This window comes from Metabacillus litoralis, from assembly GCF_007994985.1.
GTDB lineage: Bacteria > Bacillota > Bacilli > Bacillales > Bacillaceae > Metabacillus > Metabacillus litoralis.
Genome location: NZ_VOQF01000003.1, coordinates 370,081 through 390,610, shown reverse-complemented (window position 1 = coordinate 390,610; position 20,530 = coordinate 370,081). Strand labels below are relative to the sequence as shown.

The following is a 20,530-nucleotide window of genomic DNA, read 5'->3' as shown; positions in this document are numbered from 1 at the left end:
AGAGGAGAGTGTAGGGTTGAATTTAGTCTATTTCTTTAGGTTCCTACTACAAATTGTTGTGAGGAGGGATTTTTTTAATGGATGTATCTGAAAGACTTTCATTTTTTCCTAGTTTATATCAAGTAATCGAACATCCAAAGGTAGGTATGTGGCTGCTTTATTTAACCATTTTCTTTCTATCTGTTCTTGTATATAAGCTAGGCTTTGCAAAAAAACTTCCTATTTTAAAATCAGTTGTCATATATACATTTTTAGCGTTTGGCTGCACGATCTTAACATTCTTAGGGATATTTCTACCTGTTGCAGAGGGACTTGTTGTTGCAGCACTTATTTTAATCATTTATAAGATAAGATTACATCAATCAAAAAAGCAGGAAGCTGAAGAAGCTAGTTAAAAAAGGTTCTGACTATTTAGTCAGAACCTTTTTTTGAATATGTGGCTTTCAATAAATGGCAGCCTTATTATTAACGTGAGTTCACAAACGGATTTACTTATTTGGATTTAATTTTTTAAAATTAATTGGCAATATTAATGAATATAGTAAATGACCAATTATCCACAAGGAAATGGCTGGGATGTTTGTTACACTTGGAGTATTCTTTATGGCCAGTACAGTTAATGGGAAATACAACAAAAATGTTGGAGCTGTTAGAATTAAGGATAAAATAAACTTCTCTTTAAACTTAACTAATCCTTTCAACTCACAAATGGATACAAAGACAATGCCGATTATAATTGAAATTAATAGATGTAATACAAATTCGATCATCTCTGGTAATGGTTTATTGTATAAGAAATCAATGTTTAATAATAAAGTATAAACTTTATGTCCAGTGATCATTTGAGATAATTTTAAGAATAAACCTAAAATCACACCACTAATTAAGCCAGTGAATAGTCCAGTTTTTATTTTTACCATGAATCATCTGTCTTTTTATCTTGATATAGCTTGAAATTACCAGTAGCAATTCGTTCGTTTGTTCTGTCTTCAATCCGTTTGTGACAAGTATTACACATGTATGTATGTATCGGACGATTTCTTAATCGTTTAGCTATTAAAGTCTCATCGTTAATTGATTCAACAGTATCACAAATTACACATTTCACTCTCATAATACACCTCATAGAAATTAAGTAACTCCCCAAAAAGTTCATTTTGTTATCATTATTGACTTTTATTCCTTTTTTAATATTTTTAGTTTGATCAATCTAATAGGTATCTTCTTTGTAAGATGAAAATTTCGGACTCCCTTTTGATAATAAAGGAAAAAATCAAGATGGACTTAACATAACCAAAATGTTCGGGAAAGTTCTTTTTTAATTAGTATATCACGACTACAAAAAAAATGAGTGAATGTTTATGGTTGGAACACATTAGAAAAAAGGGTATGATAGTTGTATAAAGTGGAAGGGAGGATTCAAATGGCTAATAAGATTGAAACTTCTTTAATCGATCCTTTATTTAACAGTCTACAAAAGGAGAGATTTGTTACCATTGCATCAATTGACTATGAAACAGGTTCTCCAAATGTAAGTGCAATTTCATGGGTCTATGCACCTGATACTAATCGTATTCTTTTCGCAATCGACCAGAAATCAAGAATTGTCGATAATATAAAAAAACATCCTGCAATTGTTTTGAATTTAATTGCAAATGAATCTACATATTCCATAAACGGTAACGCTCATATAAAAGAAGATCAACTTGAGAACATACCATTAAAGCTTTCTTTAATTGAATTAGGAATTTCAGAAGTTCGAGATGTTATGTTCTATGGATCAAGAATATCAAGTGAACCACAGTATGATAAAACTTATGATGAAAAAGCCGCAGCTAAATTGGATAAACAAGTTTTACAAGCAATGAAAGATAAAGGATAAAAAAGAGACTGTCCATTATTTAAGATTAAGAAAACCTAGAAGAGTTACTTCTATACTATTCTTATTTCTTAAAACAAATGGACAGTCTTTTAAATTAACTCAGCTGCGTGCTTGTTGTCTTACGAAATTTTATTACTGAGAAAATACAATGTCTTATTTTCTTAACTGCAGGATCTTCGCTCGTATGCACAGCGCCTGTAAGTTCATCCTTGTACATAACTTCTCTTGATAGGTGAAATTAATTATCTCCTAATCTAAATAAAATCAACCTGAAGCATTATCATGCCTCATATCAAATAAGTTTGGATGTAAGAGTATCACTTATTTATTCATATGATTATTAGATTGATCCTGTTGTTCTTTTTCAAGTTTCTTTTCTTCTTTTTTGTTTAATTGATCATCTGCTTGTTCTGTTGGTTGTTTTTGTTGATTATCAAGTATTTCGTTTGGTAACTCAGGAACTAAACGACCAACAATTGCTGCTAGTTCATCGAGGATACCGATCACAGGGCGTCCATTTTGGATTTCTTCACCCATTTCACGTAGTCTTTCATTTGTGTCAGCATCTGCAATAATAATTGCACGAGCACCATAAGGATCATGCATTAAACTTTCCGCAACTGTGTATTTAATTGATTCAACTTTATTTCTGTCTAATTTTGCATTAACATCGATTCCAACAACGGCATATTGACCTAATACAACAGCAGTTGCATCATTTACATCAGGTATTTCATTTGCTAATTCAACTAAATGCTGTGAAATTTCTTGTCCAGTTTTACGATCTACATTTTCATCAACACTGTTTTTAACATTTATCGGTGTGCCATTTTCTTGTGCTTTATCATTTTTATCGGTACCTTGATTTGCTGAACAACCTGTTAAGGCTAGAGCTGTTAACAATAATATCTTGATAAAAGATTGCATCAAATCACTCCTTAACTTTTTAGTCAACGAAAGCTTGTCTCTTAGGAAACCACTTGTAAAAATCGCTTCATTTTTGTCAAGAGGATCATTAAAAAAAGAGTGAAGACAAGTTTTTTTGTTGCTTTTTAATTTTATTGTCTAATAAACCTTCTATCTTTATTCATTCTTTCATATATTTTAGCAACGCTTCATTCACAGCTTGACTTTTTTTTAAACACTTTTATGTTAAACTCCATAAAAAAATAGCACGGAGTAGGGGGCGGAAGTTTGAGGAAGATATATGTATTAGACACAAATGTATTGTTACAGGATCCCAATTCGATTTTTTCATTCGAAGAAAATGAAGTAGTTATTCCAGCAGTGGTTTTAGAAGAGGTGGATTCTAAAAAGAGGTATATGGATGAAATAGGTCGTAATGCAAGACAAGTTTCTAAACTCATTGATCAATTAAGAGAATCGGGGAGACTACATGAGAAAATCCCTTTACCGAATGGTGGATCGTTAAGGATTGAATTAAACCACAGATCTTTCCATCAACTTCAAGAGATATTTGTTGAAAAAACAAATGATAATCGCATTTTAGCCGTGGCAAAAAATTTATCATTAGAAGAGCAAACTAAGGAAAAGGGTTGTTCTGTCATACTTGTGAGTAAGGATACACTTGTTAGAGTAAAGGCAGATGCTATTGGTTTAATTGCAGAGGATTTCTTAAGTGACCGTGTAGTTGAGATTGATCATATATACTCAGGTTTTCTTGATTTGTACATCAGTACCGACAATTTAAACCGGTTTTATGAAAAAAGTGAATTGATTTTATCAGAAATTACAAATCATCCATTTTATCCAAATCAATTCGTCATTATGAAGGATGCTTTAGGTGGTTCTTCTTCTGCAATAGGTAAAGTTGATCAGTCAGGTAAGAAAATACAGCGACTAGTATTTGATCACGAGCATATATGGGGAATAAAACCTAGAAATGTTCAACAAACGATGGCACTAGAACTACTTCTTAGAACGGACTTGCCCTTAGTTACACTAATTGGGAAAGCCGGGACAGGCAAAACATTACTTGCTCTTGCAGCAGGTTTAATGCAAACGGAAGATTTAGGTTCGTACAAAAAATTACTGGTAGCAAGACCAATTGTTCCTGTAGGAAAAGATTTGGGATTTTTACCTGGTGAAAAAGAAGAGAAGCTAAGACCATGGATGCAGCCCATTTATGATAATCTTGAGTATTTATTTAACACCAAAAAACCTGGTGAACTTGACGCAATATTAGCTGGAATGGGATCGATAGAAGTAGAGGCACTAACTTATATAAGAGGAAGAAGTATTCCAGAACAAATCATTATAATAGATGAAGCGCAAAATTTAACAAAGCATGAAGTGAAAACCATTTTAACTCGTGTTGGTGAACGAAGTAAAATTGTGCTAATGGGCGACCCAGAACAAATAGATCATCCTTATTTAGATGAGTATAATAATGGACTTACATATGTGGTTGAGAAATTCAAAGAACAACCCATTGCTGGCCATGTTAGACTTGTAAAAGGAGAGCGTTCTGGCTTAGCTCAGCTGGCTGCTGACTTGTTATAACTATTTAGGAAATTAATGTGATAAGGGGATGACTCTATAGGGGCATCCCCAACACTTCACTATATATCGGTCTATTTACTTGTTAGAGTAGTATAGTACCTACTTTTTCTCATACCCTATTCAAGATTGCAGACAACTCATTAATTGATAACTATTTTTTGAATATTCTTTATAGGATTCTTAACATTTGAACCATCACCGTAATATACGTGTATGGGACCATCTTCAGTTAAGGGTTTTCCTTTGTTACTAAATCCAACAACCACATCAAGTGCGTCTTCTACAGATAGTGAGAAGAATTCGTTATCACTTGTTATAAATTGAACTTCCTTTGCATCAGCTTTAATACCGGCATTTTCTAAAAATGGTTTTAACGGAATGCCAAAAGTTCCATTTAGAATCCTTTGTTTTTCATATGTACGTTCCGTTTTTAGTGTTGGAGGATGAATTGCACCTTCTCTTATTTCACGCTCCCAATGTTTAGATACAGCCTTTGTATATTCTTCTAGTTCATCTTTTGTTTCTCTTTCTTGTTCAAAATAACTAGTTAAATCTACTTTTCTATCATCAAAAATCCATACACCAGGATCTAAGGTGATTTGATAATTTACCTTACCTGTTATCATTATAATCTTTTCCATTATTCACACTCCTTACAACGCTAGTATAAGCGTTTAAGGATAATTTGTCACATATCATAACAACCAATAATGCATTATTTTATGTCTGTACCTAATACTTTGTCGAATTATTTTATTTAAATGTTCTAGTTTGTTCTGTTTGTCCTTGCTTTTTTAGCTCAATGGATTTAATATTAATACATAGAATAGGGTAATCGCTCGGAAACGGAGGGATTAAATTGGCGTCTGAGATTGCTGTTAATCACCAAGAAAAAGCACTTGCATTACTTAAGGCAGATGCTAATAAGATCATGAAACTGATTAAAGTTCAAATGGATAATTTAACGATGCCTCAATGTCCTCTTTATGAAGAGGTTTTAGATACACAAATGTTTGGTCTATCTAGAGAAATAGACTTTGCTGTAAGGCTTGGCCTGGTTGAGGAACGTGAAGGAAAAGCGCTGCTTGTTTCACTTGAAAGAGAGTTGTCTGCATTGCATGATGCATTTACAACTAAATAACTGATAAGAACTCAAACTGCACAGTTTGGGTTTTTTATTTTTTTAGGTTTGTTAAACTTAATTATTTAAAACAATGTGAACTAAAAATTTTAAAAAAGATATTTTTAGAGGATTTTACTCTCTTGAAGTCGAAGTTGTAGTAAAATAAAGGGCACAACTAGATTATAAACATATATATGACAAGGGAAGAGATATGTATGGTAAAAAAAATATTAAAATCATATGATTATTCGTTAATAATAGCAATTGTCTTATTATGCTGCTTTGGCTTAGTGATGGTGTACAGCTCAAGTATGATTACAGCTGTATCTCGCTTTGGGTATGAGCCTGATCACTTTTTTCAAAGGCAAAAACTAGCTTTGCTTGCAGGGGGACTTGCATTTTTTATTATGATCATTTTTCCATACAGAGCATTTCTACATGATAAGATAATAAAGTTAATTACTTTTGGATCTATAATAGTGCTAATTTCGTTGTTTTTTATTGGACATGCTGCTGGTGGTGCTCAAAGCTGGATCTCTATTGGGGGATTTAGCATCCAACCAGGTGAATTTGTGAAATTAAGTGTAATCATCTATTTGGCTGCAGTTTATGATAAGAAACAATCATATATTGATGAGTTTGGCAGGGGAGTATTGCCTCCATTAATCTTTACAGTACTAATTTGTTTGTTTGTTGTTATACAACCCGATTTTGGGACAGCCTTTATTATCGCAATGATTTCAATATGTATGATTTTATGCTCGGGAATGGCTTTTAAAAGTATTGTAAAGCTCATAGCTCTTTTATTATTAGCTGGAGTTTTAATGGCTCCTATCGTTATTATGAAGGGCCTGTTCAGTGATGAACAGTTAAGTCGTTTTGTAGGTGTTACAGATCCTTTCGGTAACATAGAAGGAGCAGGGTACCAGTTAGTAAATTCATTTTATGCGATAGGATCAGGTGGATTGAAAGGTCTTGGTTTAGGACAAGGTGTTCAAAAGTATGGATATTTACCTGAATCTCATACTGATTTTATCATGGCTGTCATTGCGGAAGAATTAGGAATTTTAGGTGTTTTGTTTGTATTGATTCTCTTAACGTTTGTTATCTTAAAAGGATTTTCTGTTGCACGTAAATGTCAAGATCCTTTTGGTACATTACTTGCTGTCGGTATTTCAAGTATGATTGCTATACAATCTATGATTAATTTAGGTGGATTAACTGGATTACTACCAATAACGGGAGTACCGTTACCCTTCATAAGTTATGGTGGTTCATCAATCTTATTATTAATGATTTCAATGGGGTTATTAGTTAATGTTTCTATGTTTACAACATATCGAGAAACATATAAGAAACCATTAAATCAAGAAGTTGATCAAACCGGAAATGTAAAGCAATTTAAACGAAATCAAACGAGTTCAATAAGATAGTCATTATTTTTTATTATTTTCCTAAATGGTTGTTCGTTTTGGAAAGTTCCTTATTTAATCATATTTAGTTATGTTTCCAGTTTTACTATAAAATAAAAAATCAATGTGAATAAATATTGATTTTTCATAGTTAGGAAGGTCTATAGTGAAACTCAAACAATTTAATAAAAATTCAGCAAAATAAAAAAAGGAAACCACGAAGGTTTCCTTTTTTTATTTTGTTACAGATTGATCTGATGAAGAATCTACCTCAATGTTAGTATTACTTCGACTAACAAGTAATAAGAAATAACTTAAGAGGCCAAAAAGACAAGAAATAATCAAAGCATGAGCAAGTGCAATATATAGGTTCAAACCAGTGATGACAACTAAAGCACCTGAAGTAACTTGCATCGAAACTAAGATAAACGCAATAATCCAGCCCCAATAAATAACTTTTTCATGTTTGTAATGCTTGATTGCACGCCAAGTTGCATAAGCGATCCATATGAAGATTATTCCAGCAGCAAATCGGTGTCCCATCTGTATCCATTCATGTAATGTTGTAGGTAAACCACCAGCCCTGTTGCTACAAAGTGGCCATTCAGGACAAGCAAGGCTAGCACCTTTATGTCTAACGTATGCTCCGGTATAAACAACTACATAGGAATAAACAATAATTCCTACCATATGGAATTTCATATCTTTATTGATAACAAGGGATTTAGCATCAAATTTCTTATCAATTTCAAAAATCAATAAAGTTAACAATAAGACGGATGCAAAAGAAATAAGTGAAATACCAAAATGGAGAGCTAGTATTGCATCAGATTGTCCCCACATTACAGCTGCAGCTCCAATTAAAGCCTGTAATACTAGGAAAAATACTGATAATAATGCAAGGAATTTTGTTTCTCTAATATGACCTATCTTTTTCCAAGACCATATAGAAAGTATTAGAACAGTAAAACCAGCAAGTCCACTAACTAAACGGTGGCTTAGCTCGACGATAAGCTCAAAGGTAATATTACTAGGAATAAGTTCACCATGACATAATGGCCAAGAATCTCCACACCCTGCACCTGACTCAGTTTTTGTTACTAAGGCTCCGCCTATTAAGACAACGACCATAATGAGTGTTGTGAAAACGGCAAACCATTTTAGAGCATGTTGCAAAATGTTCACCTACTTATATAGTAAAATGGTAACGTTAAATAGTAAGTACTTTTAGATAGTACACAATGTAGCAATAAAAGACAATAAAATAACTGAAATGTTCACAAAGTTATTGGATCTTTACACTACTTCTTTGTAAACTTGTTTTTTGAATATTAATGAATTGACAATCTCTCTAAGTGATAATGATTTTCTTAATTATACTGTTTAGTACATAGTTTCTAATAATAGTAATTTTTTTCACAGAATGGCTTTTTTATACGAGTATTTAATGAATAACTTGATAACAAAAACATTGCTTAAAAAACAAATAGATATTGTATAAGTCAATATTTGCTTGACCTAAGTAGAAAGAGAATAACGGGTGAAGTATTAATAACATCATACAAAGGGTTGAATATTTTGTCTTATTTTGCTAGAAATAGATAGGTAATGTTATAGTAAATAACAAATTGGAAAATGAATTCAATAAATAACTTATTTTTTCTTAAGATTTGCTCAGCAATTTATGTTAAAATGGACTAGGCTTGATGTATGAATTTGTTTTAATAGGAATTGATTGATTTGTTTCTTCACAATTTCGACAAATATACTTCATAATTTGTTCACAATTGTATTAGTAATTATGTTTTAATTTCAAGTAGACCATTTTTAATTCATTCATTTTTTAGTATCATAGAATATAGAAAGTTCACTTGTTGCAACCGCCTTCATAAGAATTCAATGATGGATCAACAAATGAAAGAGTTCTTGAGTTAGAATTTAATTGCTGCTAGAAATTCTTGTGCAAAACATAAGGATATTTGTAACATCTAAGAATAACTAGGAGTAAGGAGGTAAAGAATTGGCTAACATGAAAGCTTTTGATGATGCTACTCTTAAGCAGCATTCTGCTAATATACGCGAAACAACACTTTGGAAAGAGTTTTTAGCTCTTATAAAAGTAGGAATTGTTAATTCTAACGCAATCACTACATTTACTGGTATTTGGCTAGCGCTTTACTTTAGTGGTAAAGGGTTTTTATCAAATATAGATATTGTATTATTTACAATGATTGGTTCTTCACTAGTTATTGCTGGCTCATGTGCAATTAATAACTATTATGACCGAGATATCGATCATCTTATGGAGAGAACGAAAGATAGACCTACCGTTACTGGTAAAATGAATCCAGTTCATGCTTTATGGATAGGAATCTTTTTGTTAACAATAGGCTTTATGTTTATGTTAATGACGACATTAACGGCAACACTCATCTCTTTAGTTGGTGTTGTAACATATGTCTTCCTTTATACAATGTGGTCAAAACGACTATATACCATCAACACGGTAATTGGTAGCGTATCTGGTGCTGTACCACCTTTAATTGGCTGGGCAGCGATTGATGCAAACTTAAGTGTTGTAGCTTGGGTGTTATTTCTTATTATGTTCATCTGGCAACCACCTCACTTCCTTGCATTGGCTATGAGAAGAACTGAAGAATACCGTGCTGCTAATATACCGATGCTTCCAGTCGTTCATGGATTTGAAATTACTAAGCGCCAGATTATGGTATGGATTGTATGTTTATTGCCTTTACCATTTTATTTGTATGAATTAGGTACCGGTTTTGTAATCCTAGCAACTTTACTAAATATTGGTTGGATTATTATGGGGATTAAAAACTTTAAAAACAAGGATCAAGAGATGAAATGGGCGACAAAAATGTTTGTATATTCCATTAATTATTTAACGATCTTGTTCGTATCAATGGTGCTTTTCACCATTGTCTAATGTTGAAATTCTTTCTTAAAAAGAATTTATTTATAAAAAGGGTTCCTTATTTTTAAATTAATAGGAATTTTAAATTACTGAAAGAGGGGTTTGATTAAGCTATGAGAAAATGGCTGACAAAATGGCGTCTGCTTCCATTATTTGCAATGTTGACGCTTTTCTTAGCCGGCTGTGGGGAACCGTTTCTTTCCACACTTAAACCTGCTGGAGAAGTAGCGGATATGCAATACGACCTAATGGTGCTTAGTACACTTATAATGGTTGTGGTCATTGCAGTCGTAACCGTAATCTTCATTTATGTTGTCGTTAAATTCCGTAGACGTAAAGGTGAAGAAAACAACATTCCTGTTCAAGTGGAAGGAAATCATAAACTTGAAATTATTTGGACTGTTATACCGATTCTTTTACTACTAGTCTTAACAGTTCCAGTTGTTTCTGCAACATTTAAACTTGCAGAAGTGGATGCTATTGAAGATGAAAATCGAAAAGCGGAAGATGCGATTGTTGTAAATGTAAGAGCAAATTTATATTGGTGGGAATTTGAATATCCTGACTATGGAGTAGTCACTAGTCAAGACTTAATTGTTCCAACAGATGAAAAAGTTTATTTCAATTTAATTGCTTCTGATGTTAAGCACTCTTTTTGGATTCCTTCTGCCGGTGGTAAGATGGATACAAACACAGATAACGTAAACCAGATGTGGTTGTCTTTTGATTCTGCAAGAGCAGACCAAGCCGGAGAATATTTCTACGGTAAATGTGCTGAGCTTTGTGGTCCATCACATGGTTTAATGGATTTTAAAGTAAAAGCATTATCTAGAGATGAATTTGACCAATGGATCTCTGATATGGAAGGTGCTCAAGCAGTAGCTTCAACTGAGTTAGCTGTACAAGGAGAACAATTATTTGAAGAAAAAGGATGTATTGCTTGTCACGCAGTTTCTCCAACTGACGAACGTCCTGCAGCTGCAAGAACTGCACCGAATTTAGCAACATTTGGTGAACGAGCTCGTGTAGCGGGTATTCTACCAAATGATGCAGAAAATATTCGCAATTGGTTAAAAGACCCAGAAACATACAAACCTGGCAATAAGATGACTAATACTTATCCTAAATTGTCAGATCAGGAGCTTGATGCTCTTACGGAATACTTAATGGGACTTAAAGTCTCTAGTAACTAATTTTTTAGTAAATTGAAAAGGGAGGTAACACTGTGAGCACGTTAACTCAGAAAAAGGGGATTGGTGCAACATTATGGGATTACTTAACAACAGTTGACCATAAGAAAATCGCCATCCTTTACCTGATATCCGGTGGCTTCTTCTTCCTTGTTGGTGGATTAGAAGCAATGCTGATCCGCATTCAGCTAGCTGTTCCAGATAATGACTTTGTTAGTGCAGGTCTTTATAATGAAATATTAACAATGCATGGAACAACAATGATATTCCTAGCTGCAATGCCTTTATTATTCGCATTAATGAATGCAGTTGTACCATTACAAATAGGTGCACGTGATGTTGCATTTCCATTCTTAAATTCACTTGGTTTTTGGCTATTCTTCTTCGGTGGAGTATTCTTAAACTTAAGTTGGTTTCTAGGTGGAGCTCCTGACGCAGGTTGGACTTCATATGCCTCATTAGCGATGCATTCACCTGGTCATGGTGTAGATTTTTATTTATTAGGATTACAGGTTTCAGGTTTAGGTACGCTGATCGCGGGTATTAATTTCCTTGTAACAATTATTAATATGCGTGCACCTGGTATGACTTACATGCGTATGCCGTTATTTACTTGGACTACATTTGTAGCATCTGCACTTATTTTATTTGCTTTCCCTGCTTTAACAGTAGGTTTGGCTTTACTAATGTTTGACCGTTTATTCGGAACTGCTTTCTTTAACCCGGCTTTGGGTGGTAATACTGTAATTTGGGAGCATTTATTCTGGATTTTTGGTCACCCTGAAGTATATATCTTGATTTTACCAGCGTTCGGTATTTTCTCTGATATTCTTCCTGTATTTGCAAGAAAACGTTTATTTGGATACTCTTCAATGGTATTTGCAACAGTGCTAATTGGTTTCTTAGGCTTTATGGTGTGGGCTCATCACATGTTCACAACTGGTTTAGGTCCAATTGCAAATGCTATCTTTGCAGTTGCAACAATGGCCATTGCGGTTCCAACTGGTATTAAAATTTTCAACTGGCTATTTACTATTTGGGGTGGTTCAATTAAATTCACATCTCCAATGGTTTGGTCTGTTGCTTTTATACCAACATTTGTTATGGGTGGAGTAACTGGTGTTATGTTAGCTGCAGCAGCTGCTGATTATCAATATCATGATACCTATTTTGTTGTAGCTCATTTCCACTATGTAATTGTTGGTGGGGTAGTATTCTCATTATTTGCCGGTGCTATTTACTGGTGGCCGACAATGTTTGGGAAAATGCTTAATGAAAAATTAAACTATATTATTTTTGCATTATTCTTTACAGGTTTCCACTTAACGTTCTTTATTCAGCATTTCTTAGGTTTATGGGGTATGCCACGTCGTGTATTCACATTCCTACCTGGTCAAGGTCTAGATATTGCTAACTTTATTAGTACGGTCGGTGCATTTTTTATGGCAGCCGCTACAATCTTGTTACTTGTTAACATTGTTATTACATCTGTTAAAGGTAAAAAGGTTGGTATCGATCCGTGGGAAGATGGACGTACACTTGAGTGGGCAATACCATCACCACCGCCTGAGTATAACTTTAAGCAAACTCCACTTGTTCGTGGACTTGATGCTCTTTGGATCGAGAAAATGGAAGGTAATAAAGAAATGACACCTGCAGAACCACTTGGTGACATCCATATGCCTAATGGATCAATTTTACCGTTCATTATGTCGTTTGGATTATTCATTGTATCGTTTGGTTTAATGTATCGAGAAGATTATGGATGGGGACTTGCAGCAATCATTGTAGGCTTCATCATTACTCTTGGTGCAATGTTCTTACGTTCGATCATTGATGATCATGGATATCATATCCATAAAGAAGATTTAATGAATGAAGATAAAGGAGGGAAAGCATAATGGCAAATGTTGAAGAAAAATTAACAGCTGAGAATTTTCCTGCATCGCCTGAAAAAGCTACCCTCGAAGGTAAAAATAAGTTTTTAGGTTTTTGGTTATTTCTTGGTGGAGAGACTGTGCTCTTTGCAAGTCTCTTCGCAACATTTCTTGCTTTAAGAGAATCAACTGCAGGTGGAGCAACAACTCAGGAACTATTCGAGCTTCCACTTGTATTCGTAGCTACAATGATACTTTTAACTTCTAGCTTAACAAGTGTATACGCAATGTATCATATGAAGAACTTCAATTTTGCTAAAATGCAATTGTGGTTAATCATTACAGTTCTATTAGGTTTAGCTTTCCTATTGCTTGAAATTTATGAATTCAATCATTATATACATGAATTTGACTTCACAATTACTGGCAGTGCTCTAGGTTCAGCTTTTTATGTACTAGTAGGAACACATGGTCTTCACGTTGCTTTTGGATTATTATGGATCACAACATTAATCGTTCGTAATTCAAAACGTGGATTAAGCTTATATAACGCACCTAAATATTATGTTGCTAGTCTTTACTGGCATTTTATTGATGTTGTTTGGGTATTCATCTTTACTGTTGTATACTTAATGGGAATGGTGGGATAAACTGATGGCAAATAATCATAATTCAGCAAACCCTAAAGTAGATTGGGCATATCGACGCAAAAAAAATGCAGAAGATATGAAGCATCAAATTGTAACATTTGCAATGATGATTTTCTTAACAATCGTTGCTTTTATTGCAGTGGGATATGATGGAATTGGTGAATCTTTCAAGATTCCATTTATTATCACATTGGCAGTTATTCAAGTTATTTTTCAGCTATACTATTTCATGCACATGAGCCATAAAGGCCATGAAACACCAGCATTATTCCTATATTCTGGTGTAGGTGTTGCAGCATTAACTGTATTAACATTTGTAACAATTATTTGGTGGTAATAATCTAATCAGATGATAGGAAAGGACAATTGGCTTTAAGCTAATTGTCCTTTTTTTCTATGATCAAATTGAAACCTGGACTTATTTATGTGATTGTTTCGATCATTCACGAGCGTGCTGGAACTATACTTTTTTCTTGAATATAATATGAATACAATAGAGCTAAATTGGTCTTTCTTTACATGATTCGCATTATAAGTTTCCTCTCAGGTTTTTTCTTAATAATGCTTGTTTCTCTGCATTATTTCTCATTTGTCATAGAACGTTCATTGATAGACCAAATCGTGAAGTGTATAATAGTCGGGAAGGACTAGTTTAAGGAGCTGATTTATAGATGAGCTTTGATATATTTGGATTTCGAGCGTTATGGAGTCCTTATTTCTTAATTACATTATTAATTATAACAACATTGTTTTTCTTGGCTATCGGACCATGGCGTACAAAATTTAAAAATAGTACCCCGGTACCTCTAAAACAGCAAGTGATTTTTGTACTTGCCATTTTATCTCTTTATATAAGTAAAGGAAGTCCTGTAGATTTATTAGGTCATATTATGTTTAGTGCTCATATGACACAAATGGCTATCTTATATTTAGTTGTACCACCGTTAGTCATTCTGGGAATACCAAATTGGTTATGGGAATTTATTTTATATCGACCAGTCATTAAACCGGTTTTTAAGCTACTTTCCAAACCAATTATTGCTCTTATATTCTTTAATGGTGTTTTTTCACTCTACCATGTACCGTTAGTATTTGATTTTGTGAAAACAGATCCTATCTATCATTCGATTATGACTACCATTATTTTTGTTGGTGCCATGTCAATGTGGTGGCCTCTTTTAAATACATTACCGGGATGGAAATCCATTAATGGAATCAAAAAAGTAGGGTATATCTTTGCAGATGGTGTTTTGTTAACTCCTGCGTGTGCCTTAATTATTTTTGCTACAGATCCTCTGTACTTAACATATTCAGAACCACAAGCATGGTTAAATGCTTTGCAATTATGTGTTCCTGCAGATATGTTAGCTGGTTTAAATTTAACAGGTCCTGATATGTTTAACACTTTGCCATTAGTTGAAGATCAACAGCTAGGCGGAGTATTAATGAAGATTATTCAAGAAATTGTATATGGTACAATCCTTGCATATATATTCTTCCAGTGGGCTCGTAAAGAACGTGAAAAAGATCAGCAAGACTTTAAAGATTTATCTTTAGAACCGATTAAATAAGATGTAAAGTCTGACAATAAGTTAGTCAGGTTTTCCATCTGTTTTGTAAGATTGATGAAAACGTATTATCTCATGATAAGGAAAGGAACATTTATGAATTCATCACTACCTATTTTACCTACGATTAGTACAACATTTATTGTATTAAGTGCTATATTTGTAGCAATTGGCTGGTTCTTGATTAAACAGCGTAAGATAAATGCACATATTAAAGTCATGACACTAGCTGGAGTTTTTGCTGTTATCTTCTTTGTTATCTATGCGTCGAGAACCATTTTTATTGGAAACACTGCTTTTGGAGGACCCGAGGATATTAAAATTTATTATACAATATTTCTTGTATTTCATATTACATTAGCTACAATTGGAGCTGTTTTTGGAATTATATCCTTAATAACTGGATATAAAAAGAATTATGAAAAGCATCGTAAATTAGGTCCGTACACAAGTATTATTTGGTTTTTTACTGGTATAACTGGTGTTGCAGTCTATTTATTACTTTATGTGTTTTACAGTGGCGGGGAAACTACATCTGTAATAAAAGCAATCTTTGGTTTTTAAACATAATTTGAAGGTGGTTTAGAATAAAATATTCTAAACCACCTTTTTTATTATTTAATTTTTGATTTTTAGAAAAGTGCTTTTAGATTATATTTAGCTGACTTACTTATTTTAAGATGCTAGTCTTTTGGGTCAAAGCATTGATAAGTATAGATAGTTAGTTCTGCGTGTATTAAATTGTATAGTTTAGGTGTTATATGATGCTAGGAATGTTCTAGAGGAAAGAATGGGTGCTAGAGGTGAAGAATCGTCTCACCTTGTTGCGATGAAAGAATCATTCATATCTCTTTTATTAACCAAATTAGTAAGAGGGGAGAGAATGGCTTGATTGAAATTTTAACAAATCGGTTAATGATTGTTCCATGTTCACTTGATATTGCAAAGTCTTTAGTTTTTCATCGTAAAGAATTAGAGAAAAGATCTCCAATTGAAATACCATCTTACTGGCCTACATCCGTTGTAAGAGGATTTATTCCATATTACATTGAGAGTATGGAAAGGATGGAAAAAGAAGAAAAAGATCTTGATTGTGGTTTTTGGTTGATCATTTTATACGAACAAAAAAAGATTATTGGTGACTTATTAATGAAGGGTAAACCCGAAAAGGAAGGGGAAGTGGAACTTAGTTATCATATTGATGGTGATAATATAGATGAAACAATTGCCTATGAAGCTATTGATGCGTTTATTGATTGGCTAACTTATCAGCAAGCTGTAAAAAAAATTATTATGGAATGCGAGGTAGAGCATCAGCAAACAATTAAACTTTACAATAAATTAGGCTTTATTTGTAAAAAGAAAGATGGGGATTTTTTAACATGGGAGATTCAGAAAAAAGGTGAATAATGGAGTTATGGTTTCATTATGCAGTAGATAAAATGTTTTTTTATGAAAAAAGAAAATAAGGAAGTTACCAATAGGAAATTTTTATAGAATTGATTAGAATATAACGTTTTATTAAATGTCAAAGAGGCTGGGACATAATTAAAGAAGCCACAAAAAAGACGAATAAATCTAAATTCAGTTAAACTGAAAGAAACAAGTTCGTTCCATTGCGCTGCAGACAATCCATTCGCCGGGGAGGAGGCTCAGCCTCCCTATGCCTGTAGGAGTCGATTGTTCTTCCGTTCCATTCCACTAGTTCTTAAAAATAGTATGCAAAATCAAAAAATCTACTGAAGACAGCTAATAAAAACCCGAATAATTAGGCGATTGATTAATTGAAATATCACCTAATTATTCGGGTTTATCATTAGCTTAAATACTTATGTTTCAGTCTCTTTATATTTTAAACTTAATTTTAATGAGTCCAGCCTCACGTGCTGAGTTATAAATAATTAATATCATTGGACCGATGAAAAACCCGAGTACTCCGAAAAGTTTCAAGCCAAGGTACATTGAAATAAGGGTCGCTAGAGGTGAAAGACCAATATGTGTTCCCATAACCTTTGGTTCAATTGTTCTCCTAATTACTAAGAGTGTAATAGTTAAGATCCCGAGTTTTGCAGCGAGTGCCGCATCTCCAGTAATAACATGATATAGTGTCCATGGACCCATGATGATAATTGATCCGATTAAAGGAATGACATCAATAATCCATATAATCAATGACATAATTAAAGCTATCTCAGGAGCGATAAATAATAAGCCTATTAATGATACAACAAAAATAATAACACTAACTAAAAATTGAGCTTTTATAAACCCCATAACAACATATGTAAGCCTTGAAGTCATGAAGGATACTTTTTCAGCCGTTTTATCAGTTAAATAAGAATATGTCTTCTTTTTTAAGCGTGGAAGCTCTAACATAAATAAAAATAAAGCAATTAAGTAAACAATAAGGTTTACAAGGTAATTTGGAATATTTGTAAATATGGTTTTGACATTTTCTATATTCACATAACTAGTTAGTTCAGTACGTGTTTTTTGTAAAAAATTTGTGACTTGATCACTTACCTCATCCACAACAATTGGTGGCAAATCCTGAGTTGTTGTTGTTATTTCATCTTCGAAGCTTTCCCATACTTTAGTTATTTCATTTATATAAGAAGGTGCGTTATCAACGATCTGCACAACTTCGCCAATTACTTTTGTTGATAATATATAACCGCTTACTCCTATTAAAATAACAAATAATAGAAATACAATTAACACTGCCAAATGTCTATTTAATTTTGTTCTATGCTTAAGCAGTCTAATAACTGGTTCAAGAAAGAGGGCAGTAATAAATGCTACAATTAGTGGTACTGAAATTGGTAAAATAAAAAATACAATAGCTCCTATAATCACAATTGCAAGGATTATAAAAAGACTACGTCTGTTTAACAATGTGGTCAATATAGTGCCCCTCTCTATCTAAACTTCACTCCCTACATTATATTACTTAATTCATGAGAAAACAAAGAAAATTCATTGAATAATTTGTGATTTACGAATAAAAAAAACAAAGGAATTTCTCCTTTGCTTTTAATGAACATATAAGATTTATTGTACTTTTTGTAATTCTTCAGATACTTGTTTTAGCAGTCCTTTACTTGTGTTTAATATAGCTGATGGAAAGTTCTCACCTTCACCATATTCAACACCGTGCGGGTAATAATGTTTTCCTAATAAAGGAGTCATTAGTTTAACTAATGCGTGACGACCACCAATTTCACCTTCTACAGCATAAGCTTGAACGCGTAGGTAAAATGTTTCATCTTTTGCTTCGATTTTACGATCAAATGTAGCACGCTCATAATCCCATTGGCCAGCTCTTACAAGTCCGGCATCTTCCATAATTTCATCCAAACGAGAAAGATCTACTGTAAGACCTTCTAAACCCGTACCTTCTATTTTCATATGTAATGTCCCTCCTAAAGCCTTTTCACGAATTTTATTATAGCTTAAATCTCTTTGAAAGATAAAGTAAAACTTTCATTTTGAAAACTAACATTAAAATATATAGGCCTACTGTATAATAATAGTATGAAAAAGAATTAACATCAATGCCAAACATGTGATTGTGTATAAGAAAATGATTATTTTGATAGAAAATGACACCTTTTCAATAGGTTAATTTTTGTCAAGTAGCAATATCGTGCCTATAATTATAAACAAGGCTCTGTTAAAATTTGTTGTTGATTTCCGTTATAGGCATTCGCTTTCCCGGGAAAAAATGCAGTTCGTTTTTTCCTAGTGAAGAATAAGGACAATTCTTCCTAGGTCAGGGAACCTCCTTGTAAGCTGCGCGCCTGTGGGGTCTCCCTTTGACACGCTTCTCTAAGCAGGAGTCTCATATATTCACTTCCAATCAATAAAGTGCTAAAAATCAACATTAAGCTTTAACATAGCCATAAACAAAATACTAAACCATTGTTTTAGAAAATGCTCTTTAGGGTAATAATAGTAAAGAAACTGTTTCATTGAAATAGCTGCTAGAAAAGATAGGATTTAGTTAAGGATTCTATCATTGTTAAAAGTTTTAACACTCAAAACTCATATTTAACTAGAATATATAAGATGATTTTTCATATAATGATAGTAGAGGGTTGTAAGGAGGGGTTTGACATTCGAATATTATTACGAGCAATCGTTATTTTTATTATTATTTTTCTTAGTTATACATTATTTATGTATTTTGGACAATATACACCTAATGAACAACATCAAGAAGAAAATGTGCAGATATCAAATGAGGAGTTATCAAATAAAGAAGATAACGTGGAAGAAAAACAAGTTACTTTACCAGAGGAAGGTATTATTTCTCTTATGAATAAATCTTCAGAGGAAATAACAGCATTAATGGGTGAGCCTGATAGGATTGATCCTTCTGCATATGATTATGATTGGTGGATATATGAACAAGATAGTCAACAATATATTCAAGTAGGAATTTTAAATCAAAAAGTTGTTTCTGTTTATGGGATTGGTAATAAACTGAATGTGAAGCCCTTTACTATCGAACAATCTCTACAAGACATTTTTAATATTCAACCGGTAACATCAAGCTTAACACTCGATTATGAAGGAAATTCATATCGTTTTGAATTTTCAGAGGAAGATATGAATACAAGACCTACAATTCAACTCGGTGATGTTTATGTACAATTGTATATTGATAAATTTGATGGAGTGTTGTCGAGTGTCCGTGTAATGGATGCTGAAACCTTTGTTAAACAACGTTCTTATGAAGTAACGTATAGAGGTAATTTAATAGAAGCAGAAGAAATAACGGAAGAAAAGTGGGACAAAATAGAGGCTGGTTCTGAGAAACAAATTTTAGCCATAACAAATATGTTACGTTTAAGACATAATGCACAACCATTAAAATGGCATGATGAAACAGCAAATGTAGCATTTTCACATAGCCAAGATATGAAGGATAATAATTACTTCTCACATGAATCACCTACGGAAGGATCTTTAGTAGATCGTCTTGCTCAATTAAACATAAAGTATGAAATGGCTGGGGAAAATATTGCAGCACAGTATGTAGATGGAATAGCTGCTTCAGAAGGCTGGTTAAATTCTAAAGGTCACCGGGAGACAATGTTAAATGACGATTTCACCCACTTAGGAATTGGAGTAGATGAATTATACTATACACAAAATTTCTTAAAAACATGGGAACCATTAAAATAGAGTAAGGTCTTCGGAGAAAGTTTGTAAGAAGATGTTCTTCTTATCTGTAGTAGCCAAGTTTTAGCGGATTTAATTACTTTTAGGAAGAAGAAATCCATTAGACTTTATACAATGCTTTTTTCAAATTTGAATAGTGAATAAAAGGTGAAGAAACTCAGAAAATGAGATCTTCACCTT

21 protein-coding genes are annotated in these 20,530 nt (G+C 33.1%); 14 read left to right on the top strand and 7 right to left on the bottom strand.

Going from position 1 to position 20,530, the window contains the following annotated elements; genetic code table 11:
- The first annotated feature begins 77 nt into the window (after window positions 1-77).
- Window positions 78-395: a YlaH-like family protein gene (locus FS935_RS06905; RefSeq protein WP_146946868.1), complete on the top strand. Its 318-nt coding sequence runs from the start codon at window positions 78-80 to the stop codon at window positions 393-395.
- Window positions 396-488: 93 nt separating this feature from the next.
- Here the strand turns inward: FS935_RS06905 and FS935_RS06900 are convergent, their stop codons facing one another.
- Both FS935_RS06900 and FS935_RS06895 read right to left on the bottom strand, forming a co-directional pair.
- A complete protein-coding gene (locus FS935_RS06900) occupies window positions 489-920 on the bottom strand; it encodes a hypothetical protein (protein ID WP_146946866.1) in 432 nt (143 codons plus the stop codon).
- Window positions 914-1,114: a YlaI family protein gene (locus FS935_RS06895; RefSeq protein WP_146946864.1), complete on the bottom strand. Its 201-nt coding sequence runs from the start codon at window positions 1,112-1,114 to the stop codon at window positions 914-916. The genes FS935_RS06900 and FS935_RS06895 overlap by 7 nt, the downstream gene beginning before the upstream one ends.
- 309 nt (window positions 1,115-1,423) lie before the next feature.
- On the opposite strand from FS935_RS06895, the gene FS935_RS06890 reads away from it, so the two are divergent.
- Window positions 1,424-1,882 carry a pyridoxamine 5'-phosphate oxidase family protein gene (locus tag FS935_RS06890; RefSeq protein WP_146946862.1) on the top strand — a complete coding sequence of 153 codons (459 nt, stop codon included), beginning with the start codon at window positions 1,424-1,426 and terminating at the stop codon, window positions 1,880-1,882.
- A 321-nt stretch (window positions 1,883-2,203) separates the two neighbouring features.
- Here FS935_RS06890 and FS935_RS06885 read toward each other — a convergent pair whose 3' ends face one another.
- Complete coding sequence (locus tag FS935_RS06885; RefSeq protein WP_146946860.1) at window positions 2,204-2,809, bottom strand: YhcN/YlaJ family sporulation lipoprotein; 606 nt, start codon at window positions 2,807-2,809, stop codon at window positions 2,204-2,206.
- 267 nt (window positions 2,810-3,076) lie between these two features.
- On the opposite strand from FS935_RS06885, the gene FS935_RS06880 reads away from it, so the two are divergent.
- Entirely contained in the window at window positions 3,077-4,405 is a 1,329-nt protein-coding gene (locus tag FS935_RS06880; RefSeq protein WP_146946858.1) for a PhoH family protein, read from the top strand.
- 140 nt (window positions 4,406-4,545) lie between these two features.
- Here FS935_RS06880 and FS935_RS06875 read toward each other — a convergent pair whose 3' ends face one another.
- Window positions 4,546-5,046 carry a molybdopterin-binding protein gene (locus FS935_RS06875; RefSeq protein ID WP_146946855.1) on the bottom strand — a complete coding sequence of 167 codons (501 nt, stop codon included), beginning with the start codon at window positions 5,044-5,046 and terminating at the stop codon, window positions 4,546-4,548.
- A gap of 218 nt (window positions 5,047-5,264) precedes the next feature.
- Here FS935_RS06875 and FS935_RS06870 point away from each other — a divergent pair, with 218 nt between their 5' ends.
- Window positions 5,265-5,546: an Fpa/YlaN family protein gene (locus FS935_RS06870; RefSeq protein ID WP_146946853.1), complete on the top strand. Its 282-nt coding sequence runs from the start codon at window positions 5,265-5,267 to the stop codon at window positions 5,544-5,546.
- 197 nt (window positions 5,547-5,743) lie between these two features.
- A complete protein-coding gene (ftsW, locus tag FS935_RS06865; protein WP_146946850.1) occupies window positions 5,744-6,961 on the top strand; it encodes a putative lipid II flippase FtsW in 1,218 nt (405 codons plus the stop codon).
- Between the two features lie 213 nt (window positions 6,962-7,174).
- Here ftsW and FS935_RS06860 read toward each other — a convergent pair whose 3' ends face one another.
- Complete coding sequence (locus FS935_RS06860; RefSeq protein WP_146946848.1) at window positions 7,175-8,116, bottom strand: COX15/CtaA family protein; 942 nt, start codon at window positions 8,114-8,116, stop codon at window positions 7,175-7,177.
- 853 nt (window positions 8,117-8,969) lie between these two features.
- Here FS935_RS06860 and cyoE point away from each other — a divergent pair.
- From cyoE to FS935_RS06820, 8 genes are all read left to right on the top strand, one after another.
- Window positions 8,970-9,890 (top strand): heme o synthase, encoded by a 921-nt coding sequence (gene cyoE, locus FS935_RS06855; protein ID WP_146947099.1) that lies wholly within the window; start codon window positions 8,970-8,972, stop codon window positions 9,888-9,890.
- 101 nt (window positions 9,891-9,991) lie between these two features.
- Entirely contained in the window at window positions 9,992-11,071 is a 1,080-nt protein-coding gene (gene coxB, locus FS935_RS06850) for a cytochrome c oxidase subunit II (protein ID WP_146946846.1), read from the top strand.
- Between the two features lie 32 nt (window positions 11,072-11,103).
- Window positions 11,104-12,969 (top strand): cytochrome c oxidase subunit I, encoded by a 1,866-nt coding sequence (gene ctaD / locus FS935_RS06845; RefSeq protein ID WP_146946844.1) that lies wholly within the window; start codon window positions 11,104-11,106, stop codon window positions 12,967-12,969.
- Window positions 12,969-13,595 carry a cytochrome c oxidase subunit III gene (gene ctaE, locus FS935_RS06840; RefSeq protein ID WP_146946841.1) on the top strand — a complete coding sequence of 209 codons (627 nt, stop codon included), beginning with the start codon at window positions 12,969-12,971 and terminating at the stop codon, window positions 13,593-13,595. Before ctaD ends, ctaE begins: the two co-directional genes overlap by 1 nt.
- 4 nt (window positions 13,596-13,599) lie before the next feature.
- Window positions 13,600-13,932, top strand: coding sequence for a cytochrome c oxidase subunit IVB (ctaF, locus tag FS935_RS06835; protein ID WP_146946839.1), 333 nt, complete (start codon window positions 13,600-13,602; stop codon window positions 13,930-13,932).
- A gap of 334 nt (window positions 13,933-14,266) precedes the next feature.
- Entirely contained in the window at window positions 14,267-15,166 is a 900-nt protein-coding gene (gene ctaG / locus FS935_RS06830) for a cytochrome c oxidase assembly factor CtaG (RefSeq protein WP_146946837.1), read from the top strand.
- A gap of 93 nt (window positions 15,167-15,259) precedes the next feature.
- Complete coding sequence (locus FS935_RS06825) at window positions 15,260-15,727, top strand: DUF420 domain-containing protein (protein ID WP_146946835.1); 468 nt, start codon at window positions 15,260-15,262, stop codon at window positions 15,725-15,727.
- 324 nt (window positions 15,728-16,051) lie between these two features.
- Window positions 16,052-16,573 (top strand): GNAT family N-acetyltransferase, encoded by a 522-nt coding sequence (locus FS935_RS06820; RefSeq protein WP_146946833.1) that lies wholly within the window; start codon window positions 16,052-16,054, stop codon window positions 16,571-16,573.
- 435 nt (window positions 16,574-17,008) lie between these two features.
- On the opposite strand, the gene ytvI is transcribed toward FS935_RS06820, so the two are convergent.
- Together ytvI and FS935_RS06810 are read right to left on the bottom strand one after the other, a co-directional pair.
- Window positions 17,009-18,067, bottom strand: a complete 1,059-nt coding sequence (gene ytvI, locus FS935_RS06815; protein WP_146946831.1) for a sporulation integral membrane protein YtvI — start codon at window positions 18,065-18,067, stop codon at window positions 17,009-17,011.
- Window positions 18,068-18,214: 147 nt separating this feature from the next.
- Window positions 18,215-18,571, bottom strand: a complete 357-nt coding sequence (locus FS935_RS06810; protein ID WP_146946829.1) for a YugN family protein — start codon at window positions 18,569-18,571, stop codon at window positions 18,215-18,217.
- A 708-nt stretch (window positions 18,572-19,279) separates the two neighbouring features.
- On the opposite strand from FS935_RS06810, the gene FS935_RS06805 reads away from it, so the two are divergent.
- On the top strand, window positions 19,280-20,353 hold the full coding sequence (locus tag FS935_RS06805) for a CAP domain-containing protein (protein ID WP_146947097.1): 1,074 nt from the start codon (window positions 19,280-19,282) through the stop codon (window positions 20,351-20,353).
- Window positions 20,354-20,530 lie beyond the last annotated feature (177 nt).